Here is a 15,946-nt window from a genome sequence, read left to right on the forward strand (position 1 = left end):
GCCTCATAGTTGCAGAGGCGGTTTGCCAGATGACATCTGAGCCTCTTGCACCGAATGCGTTGAGTGAAAAGAGATACGGACCCGACTGTACCAGCGCAGCAAAACATTAGCCAGTCGCTCTGGATCGTGGCGGATTAAGCCTGATTCACTTTCCTCCATGATGTTGGCTAGTAAAATCCGACAGCCTAGGCGAGCTAATTTTTCTCGATCTAGGATGACAGGATGGGCACCTATTTCTCGATAGTTGCGAATAGTTTGCTCAGAAGGAGGTGTCTTCTGAACCAAAACGGCATCAAATAAGCGGGCTCCTGCCGCCCGATCGATTGCGCGGACGTGATCGGAAACGGTATATCCCTGAGTTTCGCCCGGCTGGCTCATGATGTTACAGACGTAGATACGAGGAACACGGCGCTCACGCAAAGTCTCCACCATGCCACTCACCAGAAGATTGGGAATCACACTGGTATACAAGCTGCCTGGCCCCAGAATAATGTAGTCTGCGTCTTTTAAAGCAGCGATAGCCCGAGGCAGAGCTGGAGGATGTTCTGGAACGCAGCCAATCCGTAGGATTGAGCCCCCAGCCTCAGTAATATTTGACTCGCCTTCGATGCGACGCCCGTCTGCAAGTTCGGCCCACAACGAGACATTGGTCAAGGTAGCAGGAAGTACTCGCCCCCGCACCGCCAAAACCCGCGAGCTAGCAGCAATGGCCTGCTCCAAATCACCGGTGATATCGCTTAACGCTGTCAGAAACAGGTTGCCGAAGCTGTGACCGATCAACCCATCCCCAGCTTTGAAGCGGTACTGGAACAGCTCGGTAATCAGCTTTTCCTCATCAGCCAGGGCTGCCAGGCAGTTACGGATGTCCCCAGGCGGCAGAACACCGATTTCTCGGCGCAGGCGCCCGGATGATCCACCATCGTCAGCAACTGTCACGATTGCTGTGATATTGGCACTGTAGCTTTTAAGACCACGTAGGAGAGCAGAGAGGCCAGTCCCACCACCAATTGCGACGATTTTAGGCCCACGATTTAGACGTTGGTGGTTGCGAAGCAAATCAACCAGTTCTGCATCGCCTTCGGGCATTAGCACTTGAGTCAGGGTCCCTAAGGTCCGTTTCTGCCCCCACCAGATCAACCCAACTCCTAGCAAAATCGCGATCGGACCACTAACGGTATTCGGAAATACCTGCACCAGGGTCTCGACGACATTGCTCAGAAAGCGCGTGACATAAAAAATCGGCGTCAGGCGAAATAGAATTGCCAAGCCTATGCTCGTCAGTAAAACCCCAACAGCGCTTAGTGCTAACCACCGTTTAACCGACAATCCCGGCGATAGCCACAGGTACCAACGGCCTTTAGTGGCAACCGTAGAGCGAAATCGAACCATTCTCAGCGCTCACTTCCAGGCAGCAACAGGCATTACACCGCAAACACACCAACATCTGTACAGATCGTTTGAAGAGGACGATCCCAAACAGCAATGGGCAGAGTATCCACCCAAGCCTCGTGAAAAACAATACCAGCCGTCAACAATCCTGTCAGGTCTAGTTGCATTAATAAGCGATCATAAAAGCCGCCCCCGTAACCTAGGCGATAACCTCTGTGGTCGCAAGCTAAAGCTGGAATTAACAATAAATCCGCCTCTCTCAGATCTAAGGAGGGCCAGCTTGAAGTCGGCTCCCAAATTCCGTACTGTCCTCTCTCGAAAAGGGCTCCAGGAAGGAGCTGATGCCAGCTTAGACTCTTGCCAACACAACGGGGAAAAGCCCAAGTCTTTTCAGTAGATTGTTGCCACAGACTACTCAGGTCAGGCTCGCGCCGGAAGCTAGTGTACGCCAGCACAGTTCGAGCGTTTTGAAAGCAAGGCCAGGCCCGTAACCGCTCACACACAGAGGCTGTTCTTGCGTCCCAAATTTCTGCACTTAGCGCTAGCCGCGCCGTCAGAAACTGACGGCGCAGGCTAGCTTTGTTAGTAATAACGCTAGATGGTGGCTGAGCCAAAGTAAAGTAGAGTGCTCAGGCAACAGGTACAGGCTGATGGTGCTCCTGGTACCAGTGAATTGTCTTGCGCAATCCCTCAGTGAGCCCTACTTGAGCCTGAAAGCCAAAGAGCTTTTGGGCGCGTTGAGTATCAAGGCAACGACGGGGCTGACCATTAGGTTGGTCAGTTTCCCACAGAATCTCGCCCTGAAACTCCATCAATTCACTAATTTGTTGAACCAGCTCACGAATAGGTACCTCTGAGCCTGTCCCTAAGTTAACGGGCTCGGAGCCGTCGTAATGCTGAGCCCCCATAACAATGCCCCGAGCAGCATCGTCGACATAGAGAAATTCCCGCGTGGGGCTACCATCTCCCCAAACCGGTAGAACCTGCTCTTTGCGCTCCTTGGCTTCATAGACCTTGCGAACCAACGCCGGAATAACGTGGGAACTACGAGGGTCGAAGTTATCACCAGGACCATACAGGTTAACCGGTAATAGATAGATGCCATTAAAGCCATACTGGTCCCGGTAGGCCTGCAGCTGAACCAGCAAAGCTTTCTTGGCAACTCCGTAAGGGGCATTGGTTTCCTCTGGGTAGCCATTCCAGAGGTCATCTTCCTTAAAGGGAACCGGTGTGAACTTGGGATAAGCGCAGATCGTCCCTACACAAACGAACTTCTCAACGTCTGCTAAGTACGCCTCGTGAATCAGCTGAGTGCCCATCATCAGGTTGTCGTAGAACAACTCAGCAGGCTTCTCGCGGTTAAGGCCAATACCACCAACATGCGCAGCTAGATGAACGATCAAGTCCTGGCCTGCCGCCGCTCTACGACAAGCATCCCGTTCGCGTAAATCAACGTCCCGCGAGCGAGGAACTGTGATTTTGTCGGGGTTAGCACCAGCTGCGATCAGCTGTGCAACAACTTGTCGGCCTAGAAAGCCAGAGCCACCGGTTACCAGGATCCGCTTGTCTTGGAGGTTCATTGCAAGGTACTTAATTTAGCCAGGGAAGAAAGAACTTCAGGAGACGAAACTGGTCATATTTGCACGGATCATGGCATGGTCGAGCGGGCCACCATTGCCATTCTGACAGGGCTGACCTATGGCTTCCAAATCCGCATCAACCATCAGCTCTACCAACTGTTTAAAGGTGACTGAAGGCTCCCAGTTTAGCTTTGTCTTAGCCTTGGTTGGATCTCCCAACAGTAGTTCCACCTCTGCGGGACGGAAGTAACGAGGGTCAATCTCGACGTAATCCTGCCAGTTTAAATTCACTCGAGTGAAGGCAATGTCAAGAAACTCACGAATCGAGTGAGTTTCTCCCGTGGCAACCACGTAGTCCTCGGGTTCTGACTGTTGAAGCATTAGCCACATTGCTCGGACATAATCCTTGGCATAGCCCCAATCCCGTCTGGCATCCAGATTTCCCAGATAAAGCTTTTTCTGCTTACCGGCAACAATGCGGGCCACAGCCCGTGTAACTTTTCGCGTTACGAAAGTTTCACCACGGCGGGGCGATTCGTGATTGAACAGGATGCCGTTGCAAGCGAACAAATTGTAGGATTCGCGGTAGTTGATGGTTTGCCAGTGAGCGTAGACCTTTGCACAAGCGTAGGGGCTTCTGGGGTAGAAGGGAGTGTTTTCCTTCTGAGGTACTTCTTGTACTAAACCGAACATCTCCGAGGAGCCAGCTTGATAGAAGCGCACTTCCTCACCGGTTCGCTGCTGGTAATCCCGAAGCGCCTCTAGGAGACGCAAAGTACCCATGCCTACACTATCAACGGTGTATTCAGGCGAGTCGAAACTGACCCGAACGTGGGATTGAGCGCCAAGGTTGTAAATCTCTTGAGGGCAAACCTCCTCTAGGATTCGTCGCAACGTTGTACCATCGGTCAGGTCACCATAGTGGAGAAACAGCCGAGCATCAGAGCTGTGAGGGTCTTCGTAGATGTGATCAATCCGATCAGTATTGAAGGTGGAGGTGCGGCGCATAATGCCGTGGATCTCGTACCCCTTCTCTAACAAGAACTCCGATAGGTAAGACCCGTCCTGACCAGTAATGCCGGTTAGTAACGCTCGTTTTCTCTGTGTCATCCGTCTGTTTCCTAACCTCGATACAATAACTGAACGCCCACCAGGTCCAGAGCCTACGCGGGCAGTTAAACCTTTGCAGGCTTCGACTACCCACCCTAACCCATGAAAATTGTTGAGAGTATGTAGCCCCTATGTGCTCTCATGAAGACTCTGTCGAGAATTCTGTTTCAAAAATAGGTACACACAAAGGCTACCCGTACCCGGATACACTCAGTAAGCGCCGTTGTCCTTAGGGAACAAAACGACGCGGAGTGTCCGTAGGATCAGCCACAGGTCGAGCAGGAAGTTATGGCTCCGCACATAGAGCAGATCCATCTGGATCCGCCGGTCATATGGGATATCATTACGCCCTGACACTTGCCACAGCCCGGTTATGCCTGGTCGAATAGTCAGGACCTTGTCGATGCTAGTACCGTAGCGAGGCAGTTCAGCCTCCACCAAAGGTCGAGGACCCACTACGCTCATATGGCCCATTAGCACGTTCCAGAACTGGGGGAACTCATCCAGACTGGTAATGCGTAGTAGCCGACCGATCCAGGTGATCCGAGGATCATGCTTGAGCTTGAAATTCTCTTCAAACTCATAACGAAGATGCGGAGAGGACAGCATCAGGTCCATTAGCATCTCGTCTGCATTGTTGACCATCGTTCTAAACTTCAGGCAGCCAAAGGGCATTCGGTCACGGCCAATCCGCTTCTGGACGTAGAAAACTGGACCCGGTGAACTCAAAGCAATGAGCAGGGCCAACGTCAGGTAAACAGGCGAGAACACAACTAGCACCATTGCACTGAACAGGATATCGAAGAGACGCTTCGCAAAGTCCTTGTCCAGGGCACTCAGCGCGGTCGTAACCAGCTTACCGGAGATAAATGGACTCTCGGCGGTCATTTTGTTTGTCGACTCACACCACACACGCCATGATCATAAGCCCACTGATGAGGGAATGGGTGAAAGTGCTCCCTACCCTCGTCTTAAGGCAGAAAAAATTCTTGGGTTTTAGCCGCCACGAACGATTGATATCGCTGAATGAAACGCTCTCGCGCAAACTTCTGAGCGTGCTGGTAGATAAAGGTAGGGTTCAGTTGCTCTGCATGTTGCTCAAACTCCTCAACGGCAGCGATCAAATCTGTCTCGCATTGACGATCAAACAGCAGGCCAGTTCCACTGCCTAAGTGCTGTCGGAAGTCACGGACTGTTTCTCGAGCCCCGCCTTTGCCGTAAGCAATCACTGGAGTACCGCAGCCTTGAGCCTCTACCAAGGCAATTCCAAAGTCCTCCTGGGCTGCATAAATGAAGGCCTTAGCTCCTCTTAAGTAATCCGCTACAACTGCGTCTGATTGAAAGCCCAACACTTGCACATTAGCTCTAGCGAGTTTACGTATTTGAGCTAACTCTGGCCCCTCACCAATGATTACGAGAGGACGACCCAATTGATTGAAGGCACGCACAATCAGCGAAATTTGTTTGTAGCCAACTAGTCTAGAAACGGTGACATAGTATTCACCTTTTTGCTCTTGGAGCTTGAAGCGATCAAGATCAACCGGAGGGTAGATTACAACAGCCTCGCGACGGTAACTGCGCCAAATCCGTCGAGCTGTATTCTGTGAGTTAGCAATGAAGTAGTCTACTCGATTAGCGGAGATAACATCCCACTGCCGCAGGCGATGCAAAAGATATCGAGTTAGAGCTCCTCGTATACCTCGGCTGAGCTTGCTCTGGCGTAGGTAGTCAAAGGTGAGATCCCAGATGTAGCGCATCGGCGAGTGACAGTAACAGATATGCAGTTGGTCAGCCCTAGTCAACACCCCTTTAGCAACAGCATGGGAAGAGGACAAAATAACGTCGTACTCACGCAGATCAAGCTGCTCAATTGCCAAAGGAAGCAGGGGTAGATACTTCTGCACGCCTCGCCTTGCGCCAGGTAAGTGCTGCAAAAAAGTAGGGGTAACCTTGCGCTTATAGAAAAAGCTTTCAGGCTGTTGCGATTCGAAGTCAATTAATGAGAATACATCTGCGTTGTAGCAACGCAGAATTGCTTGGACGACCAACTCAGAACCGCCTGTAGCCTCAGGAGTTAGCCACTCATGAACCAGCGCGTACTTCACATCCCACACCATTTCAGCTTGCCAGACCAGGCTGTAAAACAGCCTGGAAAACCTAAAAGCTGGGCTCCTGATGGACCCAGCTTCTGTGCAAAACACTCAGACAGACCCACTGGGAGCCTGAGGATGATCAACTTTTATTTGAAGCCCACAGCAGCCTGCCACACAAAGGCTAGCAGGAAGAAGAACACCGGAATTAGTGGTAGTACATCCACTAGGGGATCAAAAATTGAGTAAGCTTCCGGCAGCTTTGCCAATAGCAACATTATTTCCATCGATTAACCCACCTTGCCAACACGCACATTTCAGAATTGTCAGGGATCTTAACATGAGTCACCCTGCAAAAAATCTTCTAAGAACCGGCCAGCAAAAATGCTTGCTCGCATCCTTGTTGTGAAGCGCACCAACTCCGTGATGTTGTGGATCGAGAGAAGCGTAAAGCCTAAGAGTTCACGCGATCGCAAAAGATGTGATAGGTAGGCTCGACTAAAGCGAGTACAGGTCATGCAGGGACAAGTTGAATCTAAAGCAGTGAAATCTTCGCGAAACTTAGCATTTTTTAAGTTCCAGCGTTCTCCCTGGACCAATGCGCTACCATGACGAGCTAAGCGAGTTGGGATAACGCAGTCAAACAAATCAACACCAGCAGCTACAGCCTGAACCATTTCCCGGTACGTTCCTACTCCCATCAGGTAACGGGGTTTGTGCTCCGGTAGCAAGGGAGTGACGGCACGCACAATCGGTTCAATCAACTCTGGAGGTTCCCCTACACTAACCCCACCAATAGCGTAACCGGGCAAGTCGAAGGTCACTAATTCTTGAGCTGAAAGCGACCGCAAATCTGAGTAGACTCCCCCCTGCACAATCCCGAATAGGGCTTGATCAGAGCGTTTGTGGGCTTTAGCACAACGTTCCAGCCAGCGGGTGGTGCGTTTAACCGCTTGGGCCACTTCTTCTCGAGTTGCAGGATAGGAAGGGCACTCATCAAAGGCCATGATGACGTCCGCAGCTAGAGCGTTCTGAATTTCGATGGAACGTTCTGGGGTCAGCTCAATCGTCTGACCATCACGAGGCGAACGAAACGTAACCCCCTGGTCTGAGATGACACGCATCTCACTCAAGCTAAAGACCTGAAACCCCCCAGAGTCAGTTAGGATCGGCCCCTGCCAATCCATGAAACGGTGCAGCCCTCCAGCCGCAGCGACGATTTCTTCGCCAGGCTGAAGATGCAGGTGATAGGTATTGGCCAGGATCATCTGAGCTGCTGTTGCCCGTACCTGGTCTGGGGTTAGAGTCTTGACATTGGCGAGCGTACCTACCGGCATAAACCGGGGTGTTTCTACCGGACCGTGAGGGGTCGTAAAACAGGCCGCACGGGCGTGAGTTCGATCACATTGAGCCTGGATTTGAAAAGAAAAGGAAGAAGTCAATCTATCAGACGCTCAGAATGAGAAGTGCTCCTCATCGTCTATCTGAACATCCCAGCCAGCTGAGAGTACTTCAGCAACTACAGCTTCCAGAGTCGCCGAGTTGATAGTACGACTGCCTTGATCCTGAAGAGGATTGGAGAGAGGGATCAACCGTAAACATCGTTGATCTTGGATCAGATCAAAAAAGGTACAAGCCTCACTGGAGTGAGGATTTTGGCCCAGACTCAGCTCAAGGTAGTCAAAGCTGTAGACATTCAGGTAGAGGGCGTGATTAGCAACAATAGTTGAAAGCTGAGGGTCAGCGTAAACCTCCAGGACATACCCTTCACCCTCACTTAGAACCTGGCCATCCTGGTGATGACAGTAACGGACGCGACCCAAATCGACTAGCAGACGCTGCATGTCCTGCTTCTTGACCACGATGCCGGTGTCAACAATACAGGGAGCAGGATAGAAAGGTTGCTCTTGGCTCATAGTGTCATCGATGGATCCTCCGAACTGGGCTCCGTGAGCAACAGTGGGGACTCAGAAATGAGAACCTGGGGTGTCGCATGATTCTAGCTTATGGATCTTCTTAATCCCTGGCGAGATCTACGGAAACCACCAGGATACTGTCTAGGCTTTAGTATCTGCAACAGCCTCCAGTAAACAGGACTACACGTAGGCGTTCACCCTGTCCGGTTACTTTTGGCGAAGCTCCCCAGGAGGGACAGGATAACCTACACGGTAGCACAGCTTAAGTCATGGTGCCGCCGGAAGGGTCAGATTCCACCTCATGCCAAATCTTCTCTAGCTGGCGCTGCCAGACTGCCATAACCTGTTCTCGGGAGTCAGAAGATTGCGTCAATTCCCCCATCAATCCCTCTTGATAAAAACGGTCTAGAGTCTGAAGGGTTGTTTCTAGCGACTGGCCTTGACGCTTTGCTGCTTGAACGATTTGGCGAATTCGCTTTTCAACAAACTGGTTAAAACTCTGGGACAACCCCTGCTGATGCAGAGTCAACAGCCTTGCTACAGCGTTTGAGAAATCCTCGATAGTCAGATCATGCAAGCTGTGCTGAAACACTCCCCACAGGACTTCTTGGTGTAAGGCGTAGCGAGCCTCTTGGGTAACGTCAAAGTTAGCCTCTAACAACTGCTCTAGAAAAGGGCGGGCTTCTTGAGCTGACGCAATGGGTACGAGCGCTCTGAGCCAAGAGTGATCATCAGAGAGCAACACAAGCAGCCTGAAGCTATGAGTCTCAATTTGCCAGGAGTTGGCAGCTAGCTCCTGAGCAGCTGAACCAAACAGCTCGGTCAGGGTAGTTCTAAGGTCCTCAGAGTTCATAGGTTTTTTGAGTATGATCTCACGGTTCCAGCTGCTGAAACAAAGCTGAGTCACTATGCGGAAACTCTTAGCAGCCCTAGTGTTCTATACAGTGCTGCCCCTCACCCATCCAACTCTGTGGTGTGGGCGAACACCTGACTTGAACTTTGAAGGAATCGTGCATTTAGCGCCTCTGGTGGGCCTGCTACTAGGAACCCTACTGGGAGCCCTGAACGAGGGGTTCAGGCTGCTCGAAGTGCCAGATCTATTGCGTGGGACGCTCGTCGTTGTGATTTGGTTATGGCTGACAGGTGGGCTGCATTTAGATGGAGCGATGGATACAGCAGACGGTCTAGCTGTAATGGAACCAGAGCGACGCTTGCAGGTGATGGCTGATAGTGTGACTGGTGCCTATGGCGTGATGGTCGCCGGTGCAATTCTGCTACTCAAGGTTTCAGCGCTGACGAGTTTGAGCCAGATTGGTTGGTTTGCTCTTGTCAGTGCTGCAGCTTGGGGCCGATGGGGACAACTGGTTGCGGCAGCATCTTATCCTTACCTCAGAACAACTGGGAAAGGCAAAATTCATCACAGGAGTCCGAAAACAACCCGGACAGCAGTCATTTCAGCAGTCGGTCTGGGTGGGTTAAGCATCCTACTGAGTTGGGCTGACCCAATATGGGGGCTAGTGACAATTTTGGCGGGTAGCAGTTTGGCCCTGTTGAGCGGCTTTTACTTCTATCGCGCCCTGGGTGGACATACAGGCGATACCTATGGTGCCGTGGTGGAATGGACAGAAGCCCTGCTGCTATGCGTTTTAGTTCTGACTAATCCACTGTTTGGGACGACAGTTCAATAATTTTTAGCTGTTGAGCGTAAATTCAGGCAGATTATGGAGAAGCAAAGGTGTTGTACCTACTTGCTTGTACCTACTTGGAGGCGATATGAGGAGTTTTGTTTTGTGTTCTACCCGTCGACTGCTATATGTCACGGCCTGTGCCATGTGTATCCCCCTAATAGCCCTTGCGATTTCAGCCCAAAAGGTTGGAGCAGAGCCCACGCCAATTCAAAATTCTCAAGTCCCTGACCTGGATGCGACTTACCAGCCTATTCAAGTTCCGCAAGCACAGGCCAATTTCTACACTCGCACCTACACGCCCACAGACTTCGGAGCTAATCCAGATCAGCGAGTACAGCGGATGAGTCTAGCTATAACCCCAGACCTGCGAGCTGGTGTATTCAACGACCTCGGCTTTCGGTTAGCTTCAGTTTTTCGGGTCAATGGGGTAGAAACGCCTCTCTACCGGACCCAGGGTCGCTGTCAACCGTACATCCGTTATGGCACTACAAACCAGGTTCAATATCAGTGCGTCGGCAGCTTTGATCCAGTGAGGCGGCCAGATATTACCCATTTCACCCTAACTACAGGGGCTCAAAATGGCCAACCGGGTCTTTTCCTGAAAGCAGAACGCGTACTCTTATTTACGCCTGCTCCCTCCATTGCTGATCCTTTGAGCCCAACCTACGGCTTTGGACGCATGAGTGATCCGGATTGGACACCAACCAGCTACGTCTACTTTCTGCCATTTGCAACTACAGGGCCTCTCTCGGCTTTAGATGAGCGTGCTGCCGCTGCGCCTGTCACCACATCATTTCAGCCCAGTGCATTTCAGCCGTCTGCATCGTCTCGTCCGGTTCGCTCCCTCTGGTAGGGCCAAACGGCCTTGCAGCTCTCACCCAGACCCAGTTAGATCACTGGGTCGATCAAGCGCGAGCTTACATCCAACCGCCACATCAGCTACCAAACCACATTCCTTTGCTAGCTCAAGCTAATCCGGCTTGGCTAGCAATTCAGGTTCAGACGTTGCAGGGTGAGAGCTTCAAAGCAGGCAAGGTCGACCCAGCCTTCGCCTTGATGAGTGTAGTCAAGCCATTGGTGCTGTTGTTCCTGCTGGAATATTTGGGAGCGGACACCGTTTTTCAGCATGTAGGCATGGACCCATCGGACCGAGCCTTCAATTGTTTAACTCAATTGGAGCTTGACCTAGGTTGGCCTCGCAATCCCCTAATCAACAGTGGCGCCATTGTCTTGGCCTCGCTGCTGCCTGGGCAAGATGCTCAATCTCGCTGTGCGGCTCTGTGTCACTGGCTGTGTCAACAGTCAGGCCAGCAACTGTTCTTGAATGAGACGTTACTAGCCTCTGTTCGTCTAGCAGGGGGACATGCCAACAGAGCCTTAGCCAGGACTTTGGTACAGCATGGAAAGCTAGGCGAACCAGAGCTGGCACTAAACACCTACAACCATCTCTGCTGTCTATCGGGAACTGTAGCTAACCTGGCAGGCATTGGCCTGCTACTGGCTAAACCTGGTCACTCACCCCGTGTAGAGCACCGCCGTATTGTTAATGCCCTAATGTCAACCTGTGGGCTGTATGAAGCCTCAGGACGGTTTGCGGCCCGCGTGGGTTTACCAACGAAGTCCGGCGTTAGCGGTGCTCTTTTATCAGTAGTGCCAAGTCAAGGGGCTATTGCCTGCTACAGTCCCGCGTTAGATCTGAATGGCAATTCCTTAGCTGGATGCTATCTACTGGAGCAAATGGCTCAAGCCTTGAACCTGAGCCTTTTCAGTTAAGGCTAACTTAAAGCAGTGTCACTTACGCTCTGGATGAGCCGCTTCTGGCGGTGGCCCCATTTCGTTAATTGCTGCAATCATCTGATAGAGACGGCCCTGGTCCCGTTGATTGAAGTACAACAATAGCCGAGGCAAGTCCAAAGTCTCATCTTTGCCTTCCTCAGGCAAAGCCCGACTCTTGATGATTTGCCCCTTGACCAGAATGTCACTGAATAGAGCATTGAGTTGCTCAACTTCAAGATCGGAGAGTTCAAAGTTGAGCCTGAGCACTAGTTTCGGACCGACATAACGGCAGGAGTGATAAACCCGGTAGAAGCTGGCAATCGCCTCACAAGCGACATCAACCCGGTCTGTAAGCGTATACAAGCTGCGATCATCCGGACTAATTAATCCGCGTTTCAGCAGGTGCTTCTGAATGTACGCATCCCATTCCAACCAGTAGTCTCCCCCTGGCTTGTCAACCAGAACCAGTGGTAGGGGCTGCGATTTGCCAGTTTGGCAAAGGGTTAGGCATTCAAACGCTTCATCATGGGTGCCAAAACCACCGGGAAACAGAGCGAGGGCGTCACTCTCTTTGAGAAAGAACAATTTGCGAGTAAAGAAGTATTTAAAGTCGATCAGCTTAGGGTCGCCTTGAATGTACGGGTTAGCTCCCTGCTCAAACGGCAAGCGGATATTGAGGCCGAAAGAGCGCTCAGTCCCCGCTCCTTCATTAGCACCCTGCATGATGCCCCCGCCAGCTCCCGTTATCACCATGAAGCCTTGCGCTGTTACACAACGGGCAAAGTCTGCTGCAAGTTGGTACTCTGGGCTATCCGGTTGAATTCTAGCGGAGCCAAAAATACTAATCTTGCGGGTATGGCGATAGGGATAAAAGACTTGGAAGCCTCCAGCCATATCTTGCAGAGCAGCACTAAGGATCTTCCAATCGAGACGGTCAATTTCACCGTTGGCTAGGTGCAGGGTCGAGGCTAGCACCTGTTGAATCAGCGCACCATTCTTAAGATCAGGCAACTGGTCCAACAAATGATTAAGCTGGTTGCGCAGAGCGGATGAGGGGTCATTGGAAGGCAATGAAGTCATGGGGGAAGGCACCAATGGGCCACTATTCTACTGGCTTGCAGCCCTCCGCTACCTGCTCAGGCTGTTACTCCTCAAGTTAAACGAACAAACAAACGCCCTAGCCCAATGGCTAGAGCGTTTGGAAATGTCAATAGGTCAGCCTGGATTACAGATGCTTCTCAAGGGTGTTGGCCAAAGTGGTTTTAGGCACCGCACCAACTACCATGTCCACTTTCTGCCCAGCTTTAAAGACCATTAATGTTGGAATACTACGAATCCCATACTGGCTAGCGATACCGGGGTTCTCATCGGTATTTACTTTAACGACTTTGACCTTGCCGTCGTACTGCTGAGCGATTTCATCAACCACTGGAGCTACCATGCGGCAGGGACCGCACCAAGGAGCCCAAAAGTCCACCAGAACCGGAACATCGCTTTCCAGAACTTCTTGCTTAAAGCTGGTGTCCGTGACGGAAACGGCTGATGACATGCCTGCAAAAATCCTTTAAATCAGGGCTATCTGTATTGAATTTATCATAGGTGCTTTTTGGTAAGTCTGAACGAAAACAATTTCAGTCAGATTTTCAGCCCAAAAGGAACCGCCCGAACCGAAGTCCAGGCGGAGTGTGGTGTGAGGAGTGAACGGAAACATGCGTCTCCGCTCACTTTATTGTAAGCGAGTCTCCCCAATTTTGCAGAGGATACAACTGGTGTAAGCCTCTAGACAGATAAATTGTAGCTGTTAGAGACCCTGTAAACTTTTGTTCAGCGTCCCATGCCAAGCTGCTGTGCCTTTTGGTAGACCTTACCCTCGGTTAGCAGGGAGGGTGCGATTACAACTTCAACTTGTTGCATCTGTCGAAGATTTTTAGCTCCTAGGGTTCCCATACTTGTTTGAAGGGCGCCTAGCAAGTTGTGAGTACCATCATCAAGACCAGCGGGTCCTTTTAGGATTTGCTCTAGGCTCCCAGTTGTGCCAACTCGGATTCGGGTACCCCGTGGAAGCAACGGACTTGGGGTTGCCATACCCCAGTGATAGCCTCTGCCTGGTGCTTCTGCTGCTCGCGCAAAGGGGGACCCGATCATGACACCATCTGCACCGCAGGCAATACATTTACAAATATCACCACCAGTAATCAAGCCACCATCAGCAATAATCGGCACATAGCGTCCGCTCTCCTGGGCATAATCATCCCGAGCCGCAGCGCAGTCGGAAATTGCTGTAGCTTGTGGGACTCCCACTCCCAACACGCCTCGGGAAGTACAAGCAGCGCCCGGTCCGATGCCTACCAGAACTCCAGCGGCCCCTGCTTTTAGAAGGTCTAAGGTCACATCGTAGGTTACACAATTACCTAGGATGACCGGAATAGGCATTTCTCGACAAAAGGTAACTAGGTCCAGAGGAGTGACACCTCCAGGAGCTAGGTGAGCAGTTGAAACAACCGTCGCCTGTACAAAGAATAAATCTGCTCCTGCCTCTGCTACAACCTGCCCGTACTTAGCAGCTCCTGCAGGCGTGGCACTGGCAGCTGCGATGCCTCCCTGCGCTTTGATTTCTTGAATGCGCTGTTTGATCAGGTCCGGCTGAATCGGTGCAGCATACAGCTCTTGCATGAGCTGAACAAACTCACCAGGACCAACGCTAGCTATTCGCTCCAAAATGGGCGTTGGATCTTCATAGCGGGTCTGAATGCCCTCCAAGTTGATCACTCCCAAAGCTCCAAGTTGGGACAGAAGAACTGCCATTTTTACGTCGACAACTCCGTCCATGGCACTAGCAATGATTGGAATCTGTCGCTCAATATTTCCTAAAGTCCAACGAGTATCTACCAGTGCAGGATCAAGGGTGCTACGCCCAGGAACCAGTGCGATTTCATCAATGCCGTAAGCTCTGCGAGCTGTTTTAGCCCGTCCCAATTGAATATCCACGCGCTCTGCCCCAAAAAGTGTATTGGCTAGCCTATCGAAATTTAGATTGGGGCTGCAATCCGTCTCGGCTCTCTTAAGCCTGCGCTGCAGCCGTAGCTTTACTCCTCTGCATCAGAATCTAGTTCTCCGACATCTTGATAAATAGCTTCAAGGGCTTGACGCTGTGTGCGTCGCGACGGCCTTCGATAACGTTTGGCCTCTAGCCGAGGCTCATCCTGGGTAGCGCCTAAAGCGCGAAATTTAGTCTTTAAAGCAGCATCAGGGTCTGTGACTTGAGCCATTTTTGCCTGCCAGACCAAAACTTCCTCTAAAAAGCTTTGATAGTGGGGGTAACGCTCCCAGTCTCCTCGGACAACACAGCCTGGCTCTTCCTGATGTATACAGTCAGTGAATTGACACCTAGCTTCCCTTTGTCGAGCCCGAATCTCGGGGAAGCAGGCTGCCAGCTTCCTAGCAGTCATAGTTAGAGCTGGCTGGTTAAACCCAGGTGTATCTGCCAGTAGGCCCCCTTCCGGTAACTCAAACAGCTCCACATGGCGGGTGGTATGCCGCCCTCGTCCTAAATATTCTGATAGAGCACCAACTCTTAGCTCTCGATCAGGGATCAGGATGTTAATTAGGCTAGACTTACCAACCCCAGAAGGACCAGCGAGAACGCTCGTGTTGTCTCTTAAGGCGGTTCCAAGCTCTCTTAAGCCTGTCTGGGCTTGAACACTAACCAACACCGGGCTGTAACCCCAGTCGTTTAGATGTGATCGCCAGTGTTGTTGATCAACCTCACTGACTAGATCTGCTTTGTTCAGACATAACAGCACCCTCAATCCACTGACCTCAGCCGTAACCAGAAAGCGACTCAGCTGAATCGGATCTAGGGGTGGGCTTGCCAGAGCGAACACCAATAACACTTGGTCAGCATTGGCAATAGGCGGACGATCAAGTTCACTACGTCGCGCCAATACCTCTGCAATTGCACCCCGCTGTCCTTGCCAGTCGGGTTCAACTACTACAACCCGATCACCCACCAGCACTCGCGTCCCAATCTTTTTCAACCGTGTACGACGCGTACACAGCAAATCAGTTCCTTGATCAAGGTGGACTTGGTAATAGTTAGCCTGGGCAGCCAGAACCGTTCCTTGCCAGGCATCGCCCTGAGTCATGGGGCGGCAACAGAACTGCCTCGACAGACTTGCAGAATAAAGAAGCTGCCTTGGTCTTGAACGGTGATAATCTCGTGCCCTTCTTGACTGAGACTCCCAGGCACTTGCTCAAGCGGCTCCCCCGCATCAAGCCAAATCTCTAACATTTGGCCTGCTTGCATGCGGTCTAGCTGCAGCTTTGCTCTGACAAAATTGATTGGGCAGGGAGTTCCCCGCAGGTCCAGCTTCTCAACCTGAGTTGTATCTGGCATG

At 51.5% G+C, this 15,946-nt stretch carries 18 protein-coding genes; 3 read left to right on the forward strand and 15 right to left on the reverse strand.

Annotated elements, in window-relative coordinates; translation table 11 throughout:
• Positions 1 to 3: 3 nt before the first annotated feature.
• The 10 genes from H6F94_RS30160 to H6F94_RS30205 form a co-directional block, all read right to left on the reverse strand.
• Positions 4 to 1,389, reverse strand: coding sequence for a gluconeogenesis factor YvcK family protein (locus H6F94_RS30160; protein ID WP_190806003.1), 1,386 nt, complete (start codon positions 1,387 to 1,389; stop codon positions 4 to 6).
• Between the two features lie 32 nt (positions 1,390 to 1,421).
• Complete coding sequence (locus H6F94_RS30165) at positions 1,422 to 2,003, reverse strand: 5-formyltetrahydrofolate cyclo-ligase (protein WP_190806004.1); 582 nt, start codon at positions 2,001 to 2,003, stop codon at positions 1,422 to 1,424.
• A 15-nt stretch (positions 2,004 to 2,018) separates the two neighbouring features.
• Entirely contained in the window at positions 2,019 to 2,969 is a 951-nt protein-coding gene (locus tag H6F94_RS30170) for a GDP-L-fucose synthase family protein (RefSeq protein WP_190806005.1), read from the reverse strand.
• Positions 2,970 to 3,005: 36 nt separating this feature from the next.
• Positions 3,006 to 4,079: a GDP-mannose 4,6-dehydratase gene (gene gmd, locus H6F94_RS30175; protein ID WP_190806006.1), complete on the reverse strand. Its 1,074-nt coding sequence runs from the start codon at positions 4,077 to 4,079 to the stop codon at positions 3,006 to 3,008.
• A gap of 210 nt (positions 4,080 to 4,289) precedes the next feature.
• Complete coding sequence (locus tag H6F94_RS30180; RefSeq protein ID WP_190806007.1) at positions 4,290 to 4,967, reverse strand: undecaprenyl-phosphate galactose phosphotransferase family protein; 678 nt, start codon at positions 4,965 to 4,967, stop codon at positions 4,290 to 4,292.
• Positions 4,968 to 5,050: 83 nt separating this feature from the next.
• Positions 5,051 to 6,196: a glycosyltransferase gene (locus H6F94_RS30185; protein WP_190806008.1), complete on the reverse strand. Its 1,146-nt coding sequence runs from the start codon at positions 6,194 to 6,196 to the stop codon at positions 5,051 to 5,053.
• Between the two features lie 122 nt (positions 6,197 to 6,318).
• The gene (locus H6F94_RS30190; protein ID WP_190806009.1) at positions 6,319 to 6,456 is read right to left on the reverse strand and encodes a photosystem II reaction center protein K; all 138 of its coding nucleotides are present in this window, start codon (positions 6,454 to 6,456) and stop codon (positions 6,319 to 6,321) included.
• 48 nt (positions 6,457 to 6,504) lie between these two features.
• Complete coding sequence (tgt, locus tag H6F94_RS30195; RefSeq protein WP_190806010.1) at positions 6,505 to 7,611, reverse strand: tRNA guanosine(34) transglycosylase Tgt; 1,107 nt, start codon at positions 7,609 to 7,611, stop codon at positions 6,505 to 6,507.
• Positions 7,612 to 7,623: 12 nt separating this feature from the next.
• Positions 7,624 to 8,085: a hypothetical protein gene (locus H6F94_RS30200; protein WP_190806011.1), complete on the reverse strand. Its 462-nt coding sequence runs from the start codon at positions 8,083 to 8,085 to the stop codon at positions 7,624 to 7,626.
• 262 nt (positions 8,086 to 8,347) lie between these two features.
• Positions 8,348 to 8,938 carry a hypothetical protein gene (locus tag H6F94_RS30205; RefSeq protein WP_190806012.1) on the reverse strand — a complete coding sequence of 197 codons (591 nt, stop codon included), beginning with the start codon at positions 8,936 to 8,938 and terminating at the stop codon, positions 8,348 to 8,350.
• A gap of 55 nt (positions 8,939 to 8,993) precedes the next feature.
• Here H6F94_RS30205 and cobS point away from each other — a divergent pair, with 55 nt between their 5' ends.
• The 3 genes from cobS (at position 8,994) to glsA (ending at position 11,546) form a co-directional block, all read left to right on the forward strand.
• Positions 8,994 to 9,773 (forward strand): adenosylcobinamide-GDP ribazoletransferase, encoded by a 780-nt coding sequence (gene cobS / locus H6F94_RS30210; RefSeq protein ID WP_190806013.1) that lies wholly within the window; start codon positions 8,994 to 8,996, stop codon positions 9,771 to 9,773.
• Positions 9,774 to 9,858: 85 nt separating this feature from the next.
• Complete coding sequence (locus H6F94_RS30215) at positions 9,859 to 10,626, forward strand: hypothetical protein (protein WP_190806014.1); 768 nt, start codon at positions 9,859 to 9,861, stop codon at positions 10,624 to 10,626.
• The gene (glsA, locus tag H6F94_RS30220) at positions 10,620 to 11,546 is read left to right on the forward strand and encodes a glutaminase A (protein ID WP_190806052.1); all 927 of its coding nucleotides are present in this window, start codon (positions 10,620 to 10,622) and stop codon (positions 11,544 to 11,546) included. The genes H6F94_RS30215 and glsA overlap by 7 nt, the downstream gene beginning before the upstream one ends.
• Positions 11,547 to 11,564: 18 nt before the next feature.
• Here the strand turns inward: glsA and H6F94_RS30225 are convergent, their stop codons facing one another.
• The 5 genes from H6F94_RS30225 to H6F94_RS30245 form a co-directional block, all read right to left on the reverse strand.
• Positions 11,565 to 12,629: an LOG family protein gene (locus tag H6F94_RS30225; protein ID WP_190806015.1), complete on the reverse strand. Its 1,065-nt coding sequence runs from the start codon at positions 12,627 to 12,629 to the stop codon at positions 11,565 to 11,567.
• 145 nt (positions 12,630 to 12,774) lie between these two features.
• A complete protein-coding gene (gene trxA / locus H6F94_RS30230; RefSeq protein ID WP_190806016.1) occupies positions 12,775 to 13,098 on the reverse strand; it encodes a thioredoxin in 324 nt (107 codons plus the stop codon).
• 275 nt (positions 13,099 to 13,373) lie between these two features.
• Positions 13,374 to 14,537 carry a GuaB3 family IMP dehydrogenase-related protein gene (locus H6F94_RS30235; protein WP_190806017.1) on the reverse strand — a complete coding sequence of 388 codons (1,164 nt, stop codon included), beginning with the start codon at positions 14,535 to 14,537 and terminating at the stop codon, positions 13,374 to 13,376.
• Positions 14,538 to 14,635: 98 nt separating this feature from the next.
• The gene (gene rsgA, locus H6F94_RS30240; protein WP_190806018.1) at positions 14,636 to 15,694 is read right to left on the reverse strand and encodes a small ribosomal subunit biogenesis GTPase RsgA; all 1,059 of its coding nucleotides are present in this window, start codon (positions 15,692 to 15,694) and stop codon (positions 14,636 to 14,638) included.
• Positions 15,691 to 15,945, reverse strand: a complete 255-nt coding sequence (locus H6F94_RS30245) for a sulfurtransferase TusA family protein (protein ID WP_190806019.1) — start codon at positions 15,943 to 15,945, stop codon at positions 15,691 to 15,693. Before H6F94_RS30245 ends, rsgA begins: the two co-directional genes overlap by 4 nt.
• Position 15,946 lies beyond the last annotated feature (1 nt).

This window comes from Leptolyngbya sp. FACHB-261, assembly GCF_014696065.1.
Classification (GTDB): Bacteria; Cyanobacteriota; Cyanobacteriia; order FACHB-261; family FACHB-261; genus FACHB-261.